The sequence below is a fragment of the Pseudomonas putida genome (assembly GCF_022627325.1).
GTDB lineage: Bacteria > Pseudomonadota > Gammaproteobacteria > Pseudomonadales > Pseudomonadaceae > Aquipseudomonas > Aquipseudomonas putida_X.
This window is the reverse complement of record NZ_JAETZZ010000001.1, coordinates 651,408-665,523: the sequence shown is the minus strand read 5'-3', so window position 1 is coordinate 665,523 and position 14,116 is coordinate 651,408. Positions and strand designations below refer to the sequence as shown.

Genomic DNA, 14,116 nt, shown 5'->3' with positions numbered 1-14,116 from the left:
CCCGGTCAGGCCTTGCTCGAATGACGCTGCTTGCGCTCCATGTAGCGCTCAACGTACGAGCAGGAAGGAATCACCGTGTAGCCCATCTGGTCGGCGTACTCCAGGGCTTTTTCGGTCAGCGCTGCAGCGATCCCTCGGCCGCGCAGGGCGTTTGGAACGAAGGTGCGATAGATATCCAGCGTCTGCTTGCCCAGATCCATGTACGTCAGGTAGGCACGATGACCGTCCACGTTGGTCTCGAACTGATGACCGGCCTGGTCATGGTGGATGGTCAGCGCTTCACTCATCACTACTCCTCGCAGGTCTTTTGGGCAGACCTTTACCTTAACCGATGGTGGTGTATCCGGCGGAGGAACCCGTTCGTGCAGAGCCTGCGCCACCTCTTGCCCCTTCGACCGCAGCCCGATTGCAATGGTTCTTCCGGGCCCGGCCATCAAATAGTAGGCACGGCACCCCGGATTGCTCAAGGTGGCATCGGTTAAAAGTCGCGGCCATGGGCAGCAAACCCTGCACGAACTGACCAGCAACATCGGCCGGACACTCTTGGGCTTTAGACGCACAGGGACCTTTAAAGTCACCGTTAGTTCAACAAAAAAGTTCCCATACAACAATCGCTTGCGCCGCCTGTACTGGCTGTTCGGAAAAAGCCTGGAAACCTTGTCAACCACCCCCTTCAGCAACATTTTTTTTACCATTCTTGCGCTCAGTCAGTTTACTTACTACAAGTAATGGGTACTATGTACGCCGGCCAGTTTCTCTTTCCTGAGAGATGGCTATTTAATAGAAAGTCCTTGAAGGGGAACACGATGAACAACGTTCTGAAATTCTCTGCTCTGGCTCTGGCCGCAGTTCTGGCTACCGGTTGCAGCAGCGTATCCAAAGAAACCGAAGCTCGTCTGACTGCGACTGAAGACGCAGCCGCTCGCGCTCAAGCCCGTGCTGACGAAGCCTACCGTAAGGCTGACGATGCAATGGCAGCCGCTCAGAAGGCTCAGCAGACCGCTGACGAAGCCAACGAGCGCGCCCTGCGTATGCTGGACAAAGCCAGCCGCAAGTAATAGTCCTCACGGATTGTTAAGAAGCCGACCCACTAGTGGGGTCGGCTTTTTTATTGCCGCTACAAAAGCAAACAGCACAAATGAAAAAGCCTGCACCAGGCGTTTGACCTGAGCAGGCTTCAGTCCTGTCGCCCTGAGGCTTACTGCAGTTCTGGAGGAATGCTCGACACCATCGGAGCCGCACCCTGGTTGTCGACGGGCACGGCAATTTCTACCGGCATGCCATCTTCTGCGGCGACCACGTCGCGAACCATGTCCCAGTTCATGCGTACATTGTTGGCAAGGTCTTCACGCTTGAGCAGTGCATTGATGACCGCAGTGTGCTTGTCGACCACCGAAGGATCGCCGTGGTCGTCCAGCGGCGTATGCGCTTCGAGGTATACCTTGCCACCACTGATGCCGAACTTGTACGGCTCGTTGATGATGCGCACTGGAGTACCGACCGGAACCATCTTCGACAGCTCCAGCACATTGTTGTTGAACATGCGGAAGCAGCCGTGGCTGGTGCGCATGCCAATGCCGAACTTCTTGTTCGAGCCGTGAATCAGATAACCCGGCACGCCCAGGGTGAACTTGTAAGGCCCCAGCGGGTTGTCTGGCCCGGCCGGCACCACGGTCGGCAGGATGTCACCATCGGCGGCGTGTTCGGCTCGGATCGAGGCCGGCGGCGTCCAGGTCGGGTTCGGGGTCTTGGCAATGATCTTGGTGTTGGCGATGGGGGACCCCCAGCCTTCACGACCGATGCCCAGCGGGAAGGTGTACACCACGCTCTGCCCTTTGGGGAAGTAGTACAGCCGGTATTCGGCAAGGTTGATGACCACGCCCTCGCGAGGCCCCGGCGGGAGCACATAACGGGTCGGCAGGATGATCTCGGTACCGGCGCCCGGCAGCCATGGGTCCACCCCCGGGTTGGCGGCGATCATCTCCAGGTAGCCGAGGTCGTTGGCAGTGCCGATGTCAGCAAAGGTGTCCTCGTACTTGGCCTTGATCACCTGCACCTGGCCAACGACGTCTTCACCGGGAGGCGGCAACGGCAACTCCAGGGCAACGGCGGGGCCTGCTACCAGCAGGCCGGCCAGGGTCAGGCAGCGGGTGACGGCGGGAAAGCGCGGCAACATCCGGTAAATCCTTCGAAAGGTGGGTCAAGAGAATCGATTGTACACCCCCACCGGACCAAGCGGGAGCCACAGGGGGTTTCCATGCGTTTCAGATGATGAAAGGCGCTCGCAGTTTCAGGCCAAGGGTTGCATCAAAGTTGCGGCCATACCGGGCGCATGCCGCGGCGCTGCGCGTCGAGAATCGCCCGGCACAGGTCGCACAGACGACCGTCACGGTAGATCGAGCGCGGCACGCCGGACCAGCGAGGCTGTGCCGGTAGCAAGCCACCACACAGGGTGCGATCGACCGGCACACCCAGTTCGAGCTGCCGGGCGACAAGGTGAACACGGACTTCCTGGCAGGCGAACAGATCGAGCTGCTCATCGGGCTCGATCAGTTGGTAGGCATACAAGGACCAGGCAGGGCGCGGCATTGGGGGCTCTCGAAACGGGGGGCGCAACATTAGCCGAAAGCCGGCCCCGTTTAAAGCGTCAGAGCAAGGGTTTTATCGCCGGCCAGGCATTTTCCAGCAAGCGCTGCTGGGCCCCCTGCGCCGGATGGATGCCATCGGCCTGCATCATCTCTGGCACACCCCCTACGCCCTCAAGGAAAAACGGCACCAGCGCCACCTGTTTCTCCGCTGCCAGCTGTTCATACACCTTGGCGAACGCCGTGGTGTAGCGCACCCCATAATTGGGCGGCAGACGCATGCCCAGGAGCACGACCTTGGCCCCGGACTCGCGTGACCGCTCGATCATCGAGGCAAGATTTTGTTGCAATTGCTCTGGTGGCTGCCCGCGCAGGCCATCGTTGCCGCCCAATTCCAGCACCACCAAGCTAGGCTTGTGCGCTGCAAGCAGCGCCGGCAGCCGCGCCTGGCCCCCTGCACTGGTGTCGCCGCTGATCGAGGCATTGACCACGCGATCATCGAAACCTTCGTCCTTGAGCCGGGTCTGCAACAAAGAGACCCACCCTTGGCGGGTATCCAGGCCAAAACCGGCACTGATACTATCCCCGACAACCAGCAATGTTCCCGCCGCGGCGCTCTGGGCCAGGCAATACAGGGCCAGACCGGCACTCAACCACCATACTCGCATTGGATTCTCCATGGGCCCTAGCATTCTCGTTGCGCAGAACCTTAGCAAAGTGGTCCCCAGTGCGGAAGGTGACCTGATCATCCTGCACGCACTCTCCCTCGACCTCGCCCAAGGTGACAGCCTGGCCATCGTCGGCGCCTCCGGTTCGGGCAAGTCGACCCTGCTCGGGCTGCTCGCCGGCCTCGATCGCCCCAGCGCCGGCAAGGTCATCCTCGCCGGGCATGACCTCGGGCCGCTGGACGAAGACCAGCGCGCCCGGGTACGCGCCGAGCACGTCGGGTTCGTCTTCCAGTCGTTCCAGCTGCTCGACAGCCTCAATGCCCTGGAGAACGTCATGCTGCCACTGGAACTGGACGGCCGCCGAGATGCTCGCGAACAGGCCCGCACCCTGCTCGAGCGTGTCGGCCTGGGCAAGCGCCTGACCCACACGCCGCGCCAGTTGTCCGGTGGCGAACAGCAGCGGGTGGCCATTGCCCGGGCCTTCGCCGCCCAGCCTGCGGTGCTGTTCGCCGACGAACCCACCGGCAACCTCGACAGCCACACTGGCGAGCGTATCAGCGACCTGCTGTTCGACCTGAACAAGGAACGCGGCACCACTCTGGTTCTGGTTACCCATGACGAACGCCTGGCCAGCCGCTGCCGGCGCCTGATACGACTGGAAGCAGGCCGCCTGGTGGCGCCGGTGGAGGCCTGATGAAGCACATGCCGCTTTCCCGCTTGTGCGGCCTGGCGCTGCGCCAGTTGTTGCGCGATATCCGCGCCAGCGAAGTGCGCGTGCTGTTCTTCGCCCTGCTCGTGGCTGTAGCCGCCAGCACCGCCATCGGCTATTTCGGTGCTCGCCTCAATGGCGCCATGCAGTTGCGCGCCAGCGAGTTCCTGGGCGCCGACCTGGTATTGCAAGGCAGTGCGCCAGCGCGTCAGGAGCAAATCGACGCCGGTACCGCCCTGGGGCTGCGCCACGCGCGGGTCGTGGAGTTCACCAGCGTGGTCGGTGGTGACGCCGGCATTCAGCTGTCGAGCATCAAAGCCGCCGATGGCGCCTACCCCCTGCGTGGCCAGGTACGCAGTGCACCGGCGCCCTATGCCACGGAAACACCCGGTGGCGGCCCGCCGCCGGGCGAGGTCTGGATCGAGCCGCGCTTGCTCGCTGCCCTTGGCCTGAGCATTGGCGACAGCATCGATGTCGGCATGAAGACCCTGCGCATGAGCCGCGTACTGACCTACGAGCCGGACCGCGCCAACAATTTCTACAGCCTCACCCCGCGGGTGATGATGAACCTCGCCGACCTTGAGGCCACCGGGGTCATTCAGCCCGGCAGCCGGGTCAGCTACCGTGAGCTGTGGCGCGGGGATGCGCAGGCCCTGGCACAGTACCGCCAGGGGCTGGAGAAGACGCTCGCGGCCAACCAGCGCCTGCTCGACACCCGCGATGGTAACCGGCAGATCGGCGGCGCCTTGGGCAAGGCCGAGCGCTACCTGAACATGGCTAGCCTGGTGGCGGTGCTGCTGGCAGGGGTCGCCGTGGCACTGTCGGCCAGCCGCTATGCGGCCCGGCGCCTGGACGCCAGCGCACTGCTGCGCTGCCTGGGGCTGTCCCGCCATCAGGCATTGGGCCTGTACTGCCTGCAACTGGCCATGCTGGGCCTGCTGGCGGCGCTGGTGGGCGCCCTGCTCGGCTGGCTGGCGCAACTGGGCCTGTTCCGCCTGTTGCACGGCCTGCTGCCGAGCGTGGTGCCGCCTGGCGGCATCGTCCCGGCCCTGGCCGGCATCGCCACCGGGCTGGTCGCCCTGGCCGGTTTCGCCCTGCCCCCGCTCGCGGCACTGGGCAAGGTGCCACCGCTGCGTGTACTGCGCCGTGATCTGCTGCCCGTACCGCCCAGCAGCTGGCTGGTCTATGGCGCCGCCCTGTTCGCACTGGGCCTGATCATGTGGCGCCTGAGCCTAGACCTGCTGCTGACCTTCGCCCTGCTGGCAGGCGGGTTGCTTGCCGCGCTGGTACTGGGCGGCCTGCTGCTGGTTGGGCTACGCAGCCTGCGGCAACTGCTGGCAGGCGCCCCACTCCCCTGGCGCCTGGGCTTGGGCCAGTTGCTCCGCCACCCCATGGCTGCCGCAGGCCAGGCACTGGCGTTTGGCCTGATCCTGCTGGCCATGGCCCTGGTCGCCTTGCTGCGCGCCGAGCTGCTCGACACCTGGCAGGCTCAACTGCCCAAGGACGCCCCCAACTATTTCGCCCTGAACATCCTGCCCGACGACCGTAAGCCCTTTGCCCAGCGCCTGCACGAGGTGAACGCAGCCTCCGCGCCGCTTTATCCGGTGACGCCTGGCCGGCTGATCCAGATCAACGAGCAGCCCGTGCAACAGATCGTCAGCAAGGATTCGGCCGGCGAGCGTGCAGTTCAGCGCGACCTCAGCCTGACCTGGGCCGCCGACCTGCCGGCAGGCAATGCCTTGACCGCCGGCAATTGGTGGCGAGCTCTACCGGCTGGCGATGAAATCCCTGGCGTTTCGGTCGAGGCGGAACTTGCCGCCAGCCTGAAGGTGCAACTGGGCGACCTGTTGACCTTCGACATTGGCGGCGAACAACGCCAGGCACGGGTCAGCAGCCTGCGCAGCGTGCACTGGGACAGCTTCCAGCCGAACTTCTACATGATCTTCCAGCCGGGTACCCTCCAGGGGCTGCCGACCACCTACCTGACCAGCTTTTACCTTGCGCCGGGTCATGACCTGGATGTAGTGGCCCTGTCGCGGGCCTTCCCGGCGGTGACCATCCTGCAAGTCGATGCCTTGCTGGAGCAGCTACGCAGCATCCTCGCCCAGGTTACCCTGGCGGTGGAATATGTATTGCTGTTCGTCCTGGCGGCGGGGTTGGCCGTGCTGTTCGCAGGCTTGCAGGCAACGCTGGATGAACGCATTCGCCAAGGCGCGTTGCTGCGCGCGCTGGGCGCCGCCCGACCGTTGCTGGTGAAAGCGCGGCGTATCGAGTTCGGGCTGCTGGGTGCGGCCAGTGGTGCGTTGGCAGCGCTAGGCTGTGAGTTGATTACCTTGGTGCTGTACCGCTATGCGTTCGACCTGCAGTGGGCTCCCCATCCGTGGCTGCTGGTACTGCCACTGGCGGGGGCGCTATTGGTAGGCGGGGCTGGCGTGCTGGGGACACGGCGAGCGCTTAATGCCAGCCCGTTGGCGGTGCTCCGGGAGGGGTAGTCTCAAGCTGCAAGCATGAGCAGCTCAGCCTTGGCTTACAGCTAAAGCGCTGGCTGCTCATAACTGATGCTGGTCACATACCACGTCGCTTCGCCAGTAGGGGTGTGCACCACCACCTCATCACCCTCCTCTTTCTTGAGCAGGGCCCGCGCCATGGGCGAATCGATCGAGATATAGTCATTGCGCCCATAGATCTCGTCGTACCCGACGATGCGAAACTTCAGCGCTTCGCCGTCATCATTTTCGATCTCGACCCAGGCACCGAAGAACACCCTGCCCTCCTGCTGCGGTGAATAGGCGACCACCTTGACGTCTTCGAGGCGCTTGCGCAGGTATCGGACCCGACGATCGATCTCGCGCAGTAACTTCTTGTTGTACTGGTAGTCGGCATTCTCACTGCGGTCCCCCAACGAGGCAGCCCAGGCCACCTTCTGGGTGATTTCCGGGCGATACACCCGCCACAGATGATCCAGCTCTTTTTTGAGCGCTTCATGGCCTTGCGTCGTGATGATGTTGGTACTCAACAGCGCGTTCCTCAGCGTCGGGTAATCAGGCCCTGGCGTGCGATGCGGGTGAGATGGCCAATCACTTCGGCAGCGTGCTGTGCGGCAGGTGCCTGGATCACCGCCAGATCGAAGCGGTCGTTGCCGAACTGCTCCAGCCGGCACGCGGTTTCGGCAAACTGGATGAGGAAGGCGCGGGCCTGGCCTTTGCGACGGGACAAGCCTTCAAGATGACGCAAAAGCGTAGGCTGATGCTGGCCACCGAGCAGGATGCGCGGTGTGCGGGTAGCCTGGCTGGCAGGCAGTGGGCTCAAGCAGACACTGGTACGTGGGCAACTCATGGAGTATTTCTCCGCCTCGCAAATCCCGCTGGGCAGCGGTGGGAGGCGTCACCGAACCAGCGCTTTAGCGGTATTTCGGATGACCCGGGGCTGGGCTTTCCTGCGCCCCGCAAGTAGCTGTTTAAATCGGCGCAGGCGGTATGCTAGAGCTACAAGCGGCAAGCTGCAAGCCCCAAGCTGAAAGTCATCAACTCAAGGCCTGCAGCATGAGGCTTCAGCGGGCGATCAAGCGGTCCAGAGAGAAACGACCAGCGCCTTCGATCAGTACCGCGACGGTACCCGCCAGCAACGCCAGGGCGAACTCATAGCCATTGTTGGACATGAACAGGCCGTTGCCGATGTGTACCGAGAAGATTGCCACCACCAGCGTCACTGTCAGTGCCAGGGCCGCCGGGCGAGCCAGCAGGCCGATCACCAGGGCCAGGCCGCCGAAGAACTCGGCGCTGCCGGACAGCAGGGCCATCAGGTAGCCGGGGGCCAGGCCGATGCTCTCCATCCACTGGCCAGTGCCCTCCAACCCGTAGCCACCGAACAGGCCGAAGAGTTTCTGTGCGCCGTGCGCCATGAAGATGATGCCTACCAGGATGCGAACCACGCTCAAGCCCAGGCCAGCGCGAGTGGAAAGCAGTTTGATGATTGCGTTGTTCATTGGGTGACTTCCTTGAAAGCTGCGATGTTGTGTTGGGATGGGCGCCATAATAATCGACCCAAAAGATATTAAAATCGCAAAAAACCCAACATATAGATCGAATAATTCGATAGCTCAGCGTTTGCCGCTTCGCTCCAACGCTGCACGGTCACGGTTGAACGCCAGGAAGTACTTGTTCACGCTATTGACGAAGTTGACTGGCCCCATGCCCACCTGCTCCATCGCAACCCGTTCGGTCTGGAAGAACCATTGATTGCCATTGAGCCCACGCTTGCGGGCCTCGACACGCATGGCCTGGACCCGCTCGGGCCCAAGGTTGTAGGCGGCCAGCACGAAGGCCATGCGCTCACGCTCGTTGATCTTCGGGCTGGCGAAGAACTTGCGGCGAATCAACGCCAGGTAACGGGCACTGGCCTGGACATTGCCATCAACCGTTGCGGTATTGCTGACCCCGACCCGTTGCGCTGCGGCAGGGGTGATCTGCATCAGGCCATGCGCCCCGCCACTGCCGCGCGCCGCCGGGTTGAGGGTCGACTCCTTGAAGGCCAACGCAGCCAGGTTCAGCCAGTCGATCTGTTGCGCCTGGCCATGTTTCTGCAGCACCGCCCGCACTGAAGCAAGGCGTTGACGGTCCTTGCGTGCGAGCGGGTTGTGCACGCGGTACTGGCGCCGATAGATGCGTTCAAAGGCCGCATCCTGGTTCTCGGGCGCCCGGTAGCCCTGCAGGAAGCGATCGACCGTAGCCTGCAGCAGCGTCGCATCGCGCCGCACATACCAGCGCATGGCTTGTGGCGGGCCCAGTTGCAGCCGGCTATGCAGGCGCAGGCGCGGCATTACCCGGGCCCAGCGCAGCGCGATCGGCCGCTCGACCACGGTCAGGTGATAAATGCCGGCCTGGACCATCTCCAGCACGTCCTCCACCGCCAGTGTCGAGTCGACCCATTCGATCTTGACCGGTGGGCGCTTGCGCAGCGCCAGGCGCTGGTTGATCTGCTGGATCAGCGCACCGGCGGCGCTGGCACTGGTCAACGCCACAGTGCGCCCGGACAACTGCTCGACACGGGTGAAACTGCGCTCGCCCTTGCGCCCCACCAACCACAACGGCACTTGGTCCAGGACCGGAGCACTGCTGTTCACGCCGCCGACCAGGCTCGGGTCGAGCAACTCGCCCGGGGCGGCCAGGTCGCCTTCACCACGCTGCAGCGCCCCGAGCAGTTGCTCTTTGGCTCTGGGGATGAGTTTGAGCCGTACCTGTTGTCCGTCGCCGGACCGGGCGTTGAGGTAGTGCTCAAGCGCACGCAAGCGGTAGTACTCGATACCGACGGGCTCGCCCTTGACCTCACCGGAGCTGTTGCGGCTTTGGTTGACCAGTACCCGCAGCACCTTGCTGGCGCGGATCTGTTCAAGGTCACGGGCCTTGCTCACCGGCACGTTGTGCTGCGGCCCCGGCAGGCGTGCGTAAGCAGGACCGACGAGCATCAGGCCAAGCGTCAGCAGCAGGGTGAGCAGGGATCGCAGCATGCGAAAACGTGTCCGAGGTCGGTGGGCAGCATCCATGTGTACGAGCCGCTCGTGATAAATGACGGTAAAAGACCCTGGCAAACGCCTGAAGTTCTTGGTTTTTCCGAAAATCACGCATTTTGCTATGCTGGCCGTCCCGCGGCACGAGGTAGCACCATGCAACTGATCGATATCGGCGTCAACCTGACCAATAGCAGTTTCCACGACCAGCAGGCCGCCATCGTCGAGCGCGCCATCGAAGCCGGCGTTGGGCAGATGATCCTTACCGGCACCAGCCTTGCGGTCAGCGAGCAGGCGCTTGAACTGTGCCAGCAACTGGACCCCGCCAGCGAGCACCTGTTCGCCACTGCCGGCGTACACCCGCACGACGCCAAAGCGTGGGACGCCAACAGCGAGCCGCGACTGCGCCAGTTGTTGCGTGAGGCGCGTGTGCGCGCCGTTGGCGAGTGCGGGCTGGATTTCAACCGCGACTTCTCCCCTCGCCCACTTCAGGAAAAAGCCCTGGAAGCTCAGCTGGCGCTGGCCGCCGAGTTGCGCTTGCCGGTGTTCCTGCATGAGCGTGATGCGAGTGAGCGTTTGCTGGCGATTGTGAAGAACTACCGTGACCACCTGCCTGCCGCCGTAGTGCATTGTTTCACCGGCGAGCGCGACGCGCTGTTCGCCTACCTGGACATGGACCTGCACATTGGCATCACCGGCTGGATCTGTGACGAACGCCGCGGCACGCATTTGCACTCACTGGTGGGCAACATTCCCCGAGGGCGCCTGATGCTGGAAAGTGATGCCCCGTATCTGCTGCCGCGCAGCCTGGGACCGAAACCCAAGAGCGGGCGCAACGAGCCGGCGTTTTTGCCAGAAGTGCTGCGGGAGGTGGCGTTACACCGGGGCGAACCTGTCGAAGAGACCGCAGCGCACACCACCGCAACGGCTCGGGCATTTTTCCAGCTGGCCTGATCGGGCATAAACGGTTTGTTGATACACGTCAAAACCTCCCAGGCGTGAGCGGGCACAATGATGGCACCTTGCCAATAATGTTTCCGCTCAACTCAGAGAAGACCTACCCATGGGTGCCTGGCTTAGCAATATTTCCCTGAAGTACAAATTCTGGGCCGTCAACGCAGTGGCCTTTGTCACCACCTTGATGCTGGTGCTGTTTGCCGTGTATCTGGAGCAGCGAGCCCGCGCTGAAGCGGTGCAGGCCCAGACGCAGTCCCAGGCAGAGCTGCTCGGCGCATGGCCGGCAGAGCGTGCCCTGCCCCGCCAGGCCAACGTGATCACCTGGCAACCCGGCCAGACCCCGACCTTTGCCGGCCAAAGCCTGGAGCCCCTGCGCCATGCACAAGGCTGGGTAGCCCTCCCGGCCGACTGGATCCTGGGCGATAACCCACTACGCGGCGCCCAGGTACTGCGCCATGGCGACCAGCAGGTAGCGGTACTGGCCCAGGCACCGAGCGTGCGCCAGGTGTTCCTTGACCGTTTTGGCAACTACGCGGTTTGTGTGCTGATCCTGATGCTGGCAATGCTCTGCGCCTCGCAACTGTTGATTCGTTTCCTGCTGAGCCAACTCAACACCCTCAAGGACGTCATGCTCCACGTGGAAAAAACGGGTGACCTGTCGGCCCGCGTGCCTCTGTCTTGTGGCGACGAAGTGGGCCAGATGGCAGGCGCCTTCAACGCCATGCAGTCGACCTACCACCGTGTGGTCAGCACCGTGGCACGCACCGCCGCGCAACTCGATTCGGGCGCCGCACGCCTGGCCTCGAGCATGAACGAGGTGCGCCACGGCATGCTCGGCCAGCAGAGCGAGACCGACCAGGCAGCTACCGCGATCAACGAGATGTCAGCCACCGTGCATCATATCGCCCAACATGCCGGCGCCACGCGCGACCTGTCGCAGACCGCCGACGTCCTTGCCGGCAGCGGCAAGCATGTCGTCGACCGCGTGCAGGACTCGATTGCAGGACTGTCCAGCGGCGTGCAGCAGACCGCCGAAATGATCCGCCAACTGGCCGAGGACAGCCAAAAGATCAATGGCGTGGTCAACGTCATCCACAGCATCGCCGAACAGACCAACCTGCTGGCGCTGAATGCCGCCATCGAAGCAGCGCGTGCCGGCGACCTGGGCCGTGGCTTTGCGGTGGTCGCCGATGAAGTGCGCAGCCTGGCCAAACGCGTGCAAACCTCCACCGACGAAATCACCGGTATGGTTGCCGACCTGCAAGCCGGTACCCGGGATGCGGTGGAGTTCATGCAGGAAAGCTCTTACAAAGCTGACGACTGCGTGCGCCAGGCCCAGGAAGCCGGCGCAGCGCTGGCCGAAATCACCGGCGCGGTGGCGCAGATGCGCGAGAGCAACACCCAGATCGCCGTCGCCGCCGAGCAGCAAAGCCAGGTGGCCGAAGAAATGAACCGGGCGGTAGTCAGCATCCGCGACGTTACCGAGGAAACCGTACAGCAGACTGTCGATTCGGCCACCACCAGCAGCGAACTGGCAACCCTGGCCGGCGAGCTGAACAAGGCCATCGGCCAACTCAAACTATAATCACCATAGCCAGCCTCGATTGGCTGTGACCACTGGGCCGCACTAAGCTTTGGGCATGACCGTGAGGACCTGCCCATGAGCAAACGACTGCCCAACTTGCCCGCCTGGCAATGGCGCGGCTATCACCACAACCACCGCCACCCGACCAACCTGGTGCTGCACCTGATTGCCGTGCCGCTGTTCATCCTCGGTGCTTTGCTCGTGCTGTCCGGCTTGTTCGCCCTGGACCTAGGCCAGATTGCTGTCGGCATCATTGCCCTGATCGCCGGCCTGGGCCTGCAGCGCCACGGCCACCGCCTGGAGGCCGAGCAGCCAGAACCCTTCGCCAACCGCAAGGACGCCCTGCAGCGCCTGCTGACTGAGCAATTCATCACCTTCCCGCGCTTTGTGCTCAGCGGTGCCTGGTGGCGGGCCTGGCGCGAACGGCACAGACACCGGCGTTGACGCTCAGGCGAACACCGTGACCGTCTGGCGGCTCAAGGCCAGCAATTCGCCTTCAGCCGTCCACAGGGCAGCTGCGGCATGCCCGTATCCATCGCGGGCGTGTTCGGTCTCGACGCAGTAGCGGCACCAGTCCAACGTTGACAGCCTGGCAACCGGCTGGATGAATTCGATGGTCCAGGTCAGCGTGCTGCCTGCTGCGGGCTGCTTCAGGTACGGCATGAGGCTGGGTGGCCAGGCATCGACAAGCGCCAACAGGTGGGCCTCGTTGACCTGCTCCTGGGCAACATCCCGCAAGCGCACCCAACCGCCCATGTGGCGTGACTGATTACCGCTGAACGGCAGCCCGCCAATTGCCCAGCGCAGGGCTACATGGCGCATGAACTCTGGTGTGACACCTTTGATGTAAGGAAGCTCCGGGGCGGCTTGCTCGAGTGCCTTCATCTCCATGGCCGGCTCGGCAGGCACCTGCACCACCGATGGCCGCGCGGCACCGAAGTTGCCCTGGACCAAGGTCACCACCTGGTCATCCTGAATGGCTCGACCCAGCACGGTGCTGACCGCTTTGCCCTCGCGCAGCACTTCGACTTCGAAACGGGTCGCAACGTCGGGCGCGGCGGGGGCGACGAAACTGACGGCCAGCGACCGCACCGGGCGGCTATCGGCGAGCTTCAGGCGCATGGCCTCATACACCATGGCAGCCATCAGGCCACCGAATACGGCACGCCCTTGGGCCCAGTCGGGCGGGACACTGACGCTATCGGGGTGCGCTCGCACGGCGTCGAGCAGTTGGTTGAAATTCATGGGCCGGCTCCTGCAGCAGCGAAAGGTGTCAGCCAATACTAGCGAGCAACCTTGCGTCGAACAGCCCGCATATCGGTCATTTGCCGGGCTTGCGCCGCTCCAGTGCTGCCTGCAAGGCAGCCAGTGTCACATCGGACTGGCGCTCGGCGTCATCGAGCTCCCGCTCCCAATCGACTTTGCAGGGCGCAAGGTCCTCATGCGATTGAGCCTGCAACAGCCATTGCAGGCGGTCATGCCAATTACCCAAATCGCCCTGGGCTTGTTTGAGCAGGCGCTGCAACTGCTTCCCGGCATGATCGAGTTGTGGGTAGGCCTGGTCCCCATAGCGCACCCGCTTGATCAACAAGCGCAGGCGATGACGGTCGTGGGCCGGGTCCTGCAAGGCTTCCTGCAGCTTGCGCCATTGCTTGATCAGGCGTTTGTCGACGCGTTTACGCAGGCACTTGGCCAACCCTTCACGGCCCGCGGCGCGCAGAAACAGCGGAAAGGCATCGAGGATTGCCAGCACCCGGCTCAGTTGCGGGCTGGCGGCCACGCCGGCAAAGGTGGCAGCGCGCCCTTGCAGACGCCGCTGCCCCGCTTGGACAACGCCGCGCTGGATCAACTCGCCCGCCAGTACCTCGCGGTCACGTAGCGGCGTGGTCAAGGTGCCAAGGGCTCTCGCAGCGTCCTCCAGCTGCTCGACCCCCGGCAAGCCCTTCAGCGGCCGCAACAGGCTGCGCAAGCGCCTCAGGCCTATGCGCAGATCGTGCAAGGCCTCGCTGTCGGTATCGGCAGCAAGGCGCTCGCGACAAGCCAGCAGGCGCACCTGCAAGGCCACTACCTGGGCAACCACATGGTCGAGCATGCTGGACATACAGC

Annotated in this window: 17 protein-coding genes; 7 read left to right on the top strand and 10 right to left on the bottom strand. The window is 63.5% G+C overall.

The window, feature by feature from the left end:
- Positions 1–5 precede the first annotated feature (5 nt).
- The gene (locus JNA92_RS03055) at positions 6–287 is read right to left on the bottom strand and encodes a GNAT family N-acetyltransferase (RefSeq protein ID WP_241803247.1); all 282 of its coding nucleotides are present in this window, start codon (positions 285–287) and stop codon (positions 6–8) included.
- Between the two features lie 181 nt (positions 288–468).
- Between JNA92_RS03055 and JNA92_RS03050 the strand changes: the two genes are divergently transcribed.
- Positions 469–729, top strand: coding sequence for a hypothetical protein (locus JNA92_RS03050; RefSeq protein ID WP_241803246.1), 261 nt, complete (start codon positions 469–471; stop codon positions 727–729).
- A gap of 77 nt (positions 730–806) precedes the next feature.
- Positions 807–1,058, top strand: coding sequence for an Lpp/OprI family alanine-zipper lipoprotein (locus tag JNA92_RS03045; protein ID WP_003250288.1), 252 nt, complete (start codon positions 807–809; stop codon positions 1,056–1,058).
- A gap of 140 nt (positions 1,059–1,198) precedes the next feature.
- On the opposite strand, the gene JNA92_RS03040 is transcribed toward JNA92_RS03045, so the two are convergent.
- From JNA92_RS03040 to JNA92_RS03030, 3 genes are all read right to left on the bottom strand, one after another.
- The gene (locus tag JNA92_RS03040; RefSeq protein ID WP_241803245.1) at positions 1,199–2,176 is read right to left on the bottom strand and encodes a L,D-transpeptidase family protein; all 978 of its coding nucleotides are present in this window, start codon (positions 2,174–2,176) and stop codon (positions 1,199–1,201) included.
- 131 nt (positions 2,177–2,307) lie between these two features.
- Positions 2,308–2,589 carry a hypothetical protein gene (locus JNA92_RS03035; protein ID WP_241803244.1) on the bottom strand — a complete coding sequence of 94 codons (282 nt, stop codon included), beginning with the start codon at positions 2,587–2,589 and terminating at the stop codon, positions 2,308–2,310.
- A gap of 58 nt (positions 2,590–2,647) precedes the next feature.
- Complete coding sequence (locus JNA92_RS03030) at positions 2,648–3,253, bottom strand: arylesterase (protein ID WP_241803243.1); 606 nt, start codon at positions 3,251–3,253, stop codon at positions 2,648–2,650.
- 10 nt (positions 3,254–3,263) lie between these two features.
- Here JNA92_RS03030 and JNA92_RS03025 point away from each other — a divergent pair, with 10 nt between their 5' ends.
- The gene (locus JNA92_RS03025) at positions 3,264–3,947 is read left to right on the top strand and encodes an ABC transporter ATP-binding protein (RefSeq protein ID WP_241803242.1); all 684 of its coding nucleotides are present in this window, start codon (positions 3,264–3,266) and stop codon (positions 3,945–3,947) included.
- A complete protein-coding gene (locus JNA92_RS03020; RefSeq protein WP_241803241.1) occupies positions 3,947–6,454 on the top strand; it encodes an ABC transporter permease in 2,508 nt (835 codons plus the stop codon). Before JNA92_RS03025 ends, JNA92_RS03020 begins: the two co-directional genes overlap by 1 nt.
- A gap of 41 nt (positions 6,455–6,495) precedes the next feature.
- Here JNA92_RS03020 and greB read toward each other — a convergent pair whose 3' ends face one another.
- The 4 genes from greB to JNA92_RS03000 form a co-directional block, all read right to left on the bottom strand.
- On the bottom strand, positions 6,496–6,978 hold the full coding sequence (gene greB, locus JNA92_RS03015) for a transcription elongation factor GreB (RefSeq protein WP_241803240.1): 483 nt from the start codon (positions 6,976–6,978) through the stop codon (positions 6,496–6,498).
- 11 nt (positions 6,979–6,989) lie between these two features.
- Positions 6,990–7,298 carry a hypothetical protein gene (locus JNA92_RS03010; protein WP_241803239.1) on the bottom strand — a complete coding sequence of 103 codons (309 nt, stop codon included), beginning with the start codon at positions 7,296–7,298 and terminating at the stop codon, positions 6,990–6,992.
- Positions 7,299–7,512: 214 nt separating this feature from the next.
- Positions 7,513–7,947 carry a DoxX family protein gene (locus JNA92_RS03005; RefSeq protein ID WP_241803238.1) on the bottom strand — a complete coding sequence of 145 codons (435 nt, stop codon included), beginning with the start codon at positions 7,945–7,947 and terminating at the stop codon, positions 7,513–7,515.
- Positions 7,948–8,061: 114 nt separating this feature from the next.
- The gene (locus JNA92_RS03000) at positions 8,062–9,468 is read right to left on the bottom strand and encodes a transglycosylase SLT domain-containing protein (protein WP_241803237.1); all 1,407 of its coding nucleotides are present in this window, start codon (positions 9,466–9,468) and stop codon (positions 8,062–8,064) included.
- A 156-nt stretch (positions 9,469–9,624) separates the two neighbouring features.
- On the opposite strand from JNA92_RS03000, the gene JNA92_RS02995 reads away from it, so the two are divergent.
- From JNA92_RS02995 to JNA92_RS02985, 3 genes are all read left to right on the top strand, one after another.
- Positions 9,625–10,422: a TatD family hydrolase gene (locus tag JNA92_RS02995; protein ID WP_241803236.1), complete on the top strand. Its 798-nt coding sequence runs from the start codon at positions 9,625–9,627 to the stop codon at positions 10,420–10,422.
- A 109-nt stretch (positions 10,423–10,531) separates the two neighbouring features.
- On the top strand, positions 10,532–12,010 hold the full coding sequence (locus tag JNA92_RS02990) for a methyl-accepting chemotaxis protein (RefSeq protein WP_241803235.1): 1,479 nt from the start codon (positions 10,532–10,534) through the stop codon (positions 12,008–12,010).
- Positions 12,011–12,085: 75 nt separating this feature from the next.
- Entirely contained in the window at positions 12,086–12,454 is a 369-nt protein-coding gene (locus JNA92_RS02985; protein WP_241803234.1) for an Mpo1-like protein, read from the top strand.
- Between the two features lie 3 nt (positions 12,455–12,457).
- Here JNA92_RS02985 and JNA92_RS02980 read toward each other — a convergent pair whose 3' ends face one another.
- Together JNA92_RS02980 and JNA92_RS02975 are read right to left on the bottom strand one after the other, a co-directional pair.
- Positions 12,458–13,255 carry an acyl-CoA thioesterase gene (locus JNA92_RS02980; protein WP_241803233.1) on the bottom strand — a complete coding sequence of 266 codons (798 nt, stop codon included), beginning with the start codon at positions 13,253–13,255 and terminating at the stop codon, positions 12,458–12,460.
- 76 nt (positions 13,256–13,331) lie between these two features.
- The gene (locus JNA92_RS02975) at positions 13,332–14,111 is read right to left on the bottom strand and encodes a CHAD domain-containing protein (RefSeq protein WP_241803232.1); all 780 of its coding nucleotides are present in this window, start codon (positions 14,109–14,111) and stop codon (positions 13,332–13,334) included.
- Between the last annotated feature and the right edge of the window lie 5 nt (positions 14,112–14,116).

Coding starts and splice junctions, on each gene's coding strand:
- JNA92_RS03055 (WP_241803247.1), bottom strand. CDS start 287: ATGAGTGAAGCGCTGACCATCCACCATGACCAGGCCGGTCATCAGTTC.
- JNA92_RS03045 (WP_003250288.1), top strand. CDS start 807: ATGAACAACGTTCTGAAATTCTCTGCTCTGGCTCTGGCCGCAGTTCTG.
- JNA92_RS03040 (WP_241803245.1), bottom strand. CDS start 2,176: ATGTTGCCGCGCTTTCCCGCCGTCACCCGCTGCCTGACCCTGGCCGGC.
- JNA92_RS03035 (WP_241803244.1), bottom strand. CDS start 2,589: ATGCCGCGCCCTGCCTGGTCCTTGTATGCCTACCAACTGATCGAGCCC.
- JNA92_RS03030 (WP_241803243.1), bottom strand. CDS start 3,253: ATGCGAGTATGGTGGTTGAGTGCCGGTCTGGCCCTGTATTGCCTGGCC.
- JNA92_RS03025 (WP_241803242.1), top strand. CDS start 3,264: ATGGGCCCTAGCATTCTCGTTGCGCAGAACCTTAGCAAAGTGGTCCCC.
- JNA92_RS03020 (WP_241803241.1), top strand. CDS start 3,947: ATGAAGCACATGCCGCTTTCCCGCTTGTGCGGCCTGGCGCTGCGCCAG.
- JNA92_RS03010 (WP_241803239.1), bottom strand. CDS start 7,298: ATGAGTTGCCCACGTACCAGTGTCTGCTTGAGCCCACTGCCTGCCAGC.
- JNA92_RS03005 (WP_241803238.1), bottom strand. CDS start 7,947: ATGAACAACGCAATCATCAAACTGCTTTCCACTCGCGCTGGCCTGGGC.
- JNA92_RS03000 (WP_241803237.1), bottom strand. CDS start 9,468: ATGCTGCGATCCCTGCTCACCCTGCTGCTGACGCTTGGCCTGATGCTC.
- JNA92_RS02995 (WP_241803236.1), top strand. CDS start 9,625: ATGCAACTGATCGATATCGGCGTCAACCTGACCAATAGCAGTTTCCAC.
- JNA92_RS02990 (WP_241803235.1), top strand. CDS start 10,532: ATGGGTGCCTGGCTTAGCAATATTTCCCTGAAGTACAAATTCTGGGCC.
- JNA92_RS02985 (WP_241803234.1), top strand. CDS start 12,086: ATGAGCAAACGACTGCCCAACTTGCCCGCCTGGCAATGGCGCGGCTAT.
- JNA92_RS02980 (WP_241803233.1), bottom strand. CDS start 13,255: ATGAATTTCAACCAACTGCTCGACGCCGTGCGAGCGCACCCCGATAGC.
- JNA92_RS02975 (WP_241803232.1), bottom strand. CDS start 14,111: ATGTCCAGCATGCTCGACCATGTGGTTGCCCAGGTAGTGGCCTTGCAG.